We start from the raw sequence: 3,166 nt of genomic DNA, 5'->3' as shown, positions 1-3,166 counted from the left end.
AACATACTTGATTGTATGTTGCTTTTCATTTTGAACTATTCGGTTTTTCCGAATAGTTGATTCTTCTTATTTTAAACATGAAAATAGCACCCAGTATAAACCGAGTGCTATTACGCTGTTAACTTATCTAAATTTTCTTGCTTTTCACTCCATAATATAGTGTCTATATTGTATTCTTTAAAAGCAATTATATTATCATTACTCACTTTTTTATTCAAATCATTAATTATTATAATCAACATAGAATTTGGATCTCTGCATTCTTTAACATCTTCCCAAGAAAATATTACACTTTTTATTTGTGTTGAATCTATTGAATTAATTAATTTTATAACTCTCTCTGGGGCAACTTTACTTTTCCCTATAGCAAAATCATAGTTACTTTGTAATTTACTTTTACCAACTAAAGCTATATCCTTCATAAATCTAACATCATTTTCAAACATAAATCTTTCTACATCTTCATTAAATAATGTTTTTATATTACTTTTTGACAAATGAGTTAAATCATTTATCTTAATCATACATTGTATCAACAAATGTTTTTTAAAGGCTAATGTTTCTTTTGTAGCTTCTACAAATAATGCATTATTACCATCAATAGAAACACCATGATTATTCAATATATTTTCAATTATTTTTTTTCTTCTAGAACTGCTAAAATCAAAATTTACAAGCTCTAGTTCCGAGAAAGTATATCCATCATCAGTAATTGTAAATTTATCATTATTGTTAATAATATATAATTCCGTCATTGTATTATTATTATCTAAAAAAGGGAAGGTTAGTCTAGATGTACTACTGTTAACTTTTTTCTCAAAAGTATTATCTCTTAGCCATTTTAAATAATTATCTACATAATTAAACTCCATCATAAAACCCCCTGTATTTTATTAATATCTATATTGAATTTTGAACAAAATTGATCAAAAACAGATAAAAAACTTAAATCTCCTGTATCAAACCATTCTAGTTCTTCTAAATTATATGTATCATTTTGTTCGGTTTCTGCATTATAAAAATGAATATGATTCCTTGAGCTATATGTCCCATCTAAATTCATATGTGGTGGAGAATCTATATCTATCCTTATTATTGGTAATGTTCTATACCTATTTTGTGTTGTAACTTTTAACTCAATTCTCCCTTGTCTATTTATATCTAAAAACAATTTTTCTTTTAAATCACCTGTTATTAAATCTATAGTATCTTTTTCTCCTACAGATGGTAACTTAACATTATTTTTTCTTGTAAACTTTTTTATCTCTGTAAGGTATTTAATAAAATCTTTTGTTATCTTATTCATAATTATCTCCCATTATAACATTTATATTCTTGAATTACATCAAATATATGCTATAATAGAAGTAAGTTTATTAGAATATATTTGATGTTTGAACTCGTGTTGATTTGCTGTCATATTACGAGTTCTTTTTCTATTATTTTATAATTTTTTGGTAAATTTGTCCATTATTTATACGAGCAAAAGGCTAGTAAGCAAGATTATATTTCTCACTTACTAACCTTATATTTATCTATTAACTCATTTAGAGTTTTAATATCTAATTTACTTCTTGTGTTTCCTCTATTCTCTTTTCTTCCCATATTAACCTCTTAGTAAATTAAATTAGCTTTAAATTTCTTAATCTATTCTTCATAGCTGCTTGTGAAACTATAAATATTTCTGAAAGTTTAAATATAATATAATCTTGACTAAACCCTACACTTTTTAATACTTTAAATTTATTAATAACCATATCAGATTGCATTAATAAACATGCTGCAAACTCATTTGCATCAATTTCATTAGAATCATTAGTATATAATGCTTCTCTATGCATATCAACATATTCACCTTTATTTTCAAGATGCTTAAGGAAATAATGCCCTAGCTCATGTGCTATTGTAAATCTCTTTCTATTCATAGAATCAATCTTATTAACATAAATCTTCACAGAATTTTTTTCTTTTATAATTCCACCTGAAACTGAGTCATCATTATATAACTTGAAGGTTACTTCTTTTACCGGAATAGCTAATCTAGCCGCAATCCTAGCTGGATCAACTGGAAATTCATTAATTGAATACTCTTCTCTGATTTTTTCAGCAATTTTCTCAATTTCACGTTTATCCATTCTTCTACCTTCTCTCCACCTTAAATAAATAACTTTTCCCATAAACTACCTTCCTAACTTGTGATTTATGGACAAGCTCTTGCCTTTATTATACAATGACTCCCATAAATTGCAAACCTTTTTTTATATCTTATCGGTCTTAATTCTAACCTCTTTTATAACTTCTCATTCAAACTCTATTACAATATATGCTAATTATTCTATTTTAGTCAAAATAAAATAGGCGAGTAAATAAGATTTCTCCTATCTACTCGCCTTTTATATAATTATAATTGCTTTCTTCTTTCATCAAGCAATTCTTGCATTTCTGCAATATCTTCTAATGTTGCTTTATTTCTTATAAAGCTCTTAGCAGAGCTTTTACTCCTCATATAATTAGCTTTTTCTCTATTAGCTTCATTCCACTTTTTATTAGCTCTTGTTTGTGCTTCACTTGTTTTCTTTTTTTTCATTTATATCACTCCTTATTTAGTAATAAGTTTAACTATTATATAAATCAATCCAGTAATAACTAAAAGTTTTAGTATTATCTTTGCCATTAATTTTGTTATTTGCATTGTATCTTTTTTCATATTGCTTTAAAGTGATTATTGTATTATTATTTTATTAAGGGGACTAAGTCCCCACTTTGTTATAACAGTTCTATAATTTCTTTTATTAAAAGTATTATTACTGTTATTTTTATTAGTAGCTTGATGACTATCGCCAGTAGTTTATCAAGCTTTTTTAGTTTTTTAATCACTTTCTTATCTCACCTCCTTACAATTATATTATAGCACATGTGTTATAATATTTCAATACTTTTTGCTATTTTTCACTAAATTTATTAATTTTTTTCATAAAAAATAAGGCTAAGAAGTAGATTTTTTATCTACCTCCTAGCCTTGTTACTATACTAACTTAGCAGCATTCTTAAATGTTACATATCTATTTGTATCTTCTGCTTTACCACCTACTTGGATTACTTTCTCTGCTTTTATTCCACTTGCCTTCTAATCTGAACGTTTCATTACTGGGCATTGGTTCTTTTG

Annotated in this window: 4 protein-coding genes; all 4 read right to left on the bottom strand. The window is 26.0% G+C overall.

Translation table 11 applies throughout. The features are described from left to right. Positions 1 to 110: 110 nt before the first annotated feature. The 4 genes from NSA50_RS19575 to NSA50_RS19560 all read right to left on the bottom strand — a co-directional run bounded on the left by NSA50_RS19575 (position 111) and on the right by NSA50_RS19560 (position 2,587). Positions 111 to 875 (bottom strand): DUF1829 domain-containing protein, encoded by a 765-nt coding sequence (locus NSA50_RS19575; protein WP_257448211.1) that lies wholly within the window; start codon positions 873 to 875, stop codon positions 111 to 113. Then, entirely contained in the window at positions 872 to 1,306 is a 435-nt protein-coding gene (locus NSA50_RS19570; RefSeq protein ID WP_257448207.1) for a DUF6978 family protein, read from the bottom strand. Before NSA50_RS19570 ends, NSA50_RS19575 begins: the two co-directional genes overlap by 4 nt. A gap of 316 nt (positions 1,307 to 1,622) precedes the next feature. Beyond that, positions 1,623 to 2,177 carry an ImmA/IrrE family metallo-endopeptidase gene (locus NSA50_RS19565; RefSeq protein WP_257448205.1) on the bottom strand — a complete coding sequence of 185 codons (555 nt, stop codon included), beginning with the start codon at positions 2,175 to 2,177 and terminating at the stop codon, positions 1,623 to 1,625. A gap of 224 nt (positions 2,178 to 2,401) precedes the next feature. After that, a complete protein-coding gene (locus NSA50_RS19560) occupies positions 2,402 to 2,587 on the bottom strand; it encodes a hypothetical protein (protein WP_257448203.1) in 186 nt (61 codons plus the stop codon). Between the last annotated feature and the right edge of the window lie 579 nt (positions 2,588 to 3,166).

This window comes from Clostridium mucosae, assembly GCF_024622765.1.
Taxonomy (GTDB): domain Bacteria; phylum Bacillota; class Clostridia; order Clostridiales; family Clostridiaceae; genus Clostridium.
This window is presented reverse-complemented; position numbering and strand designations above follow the sequence as displayed.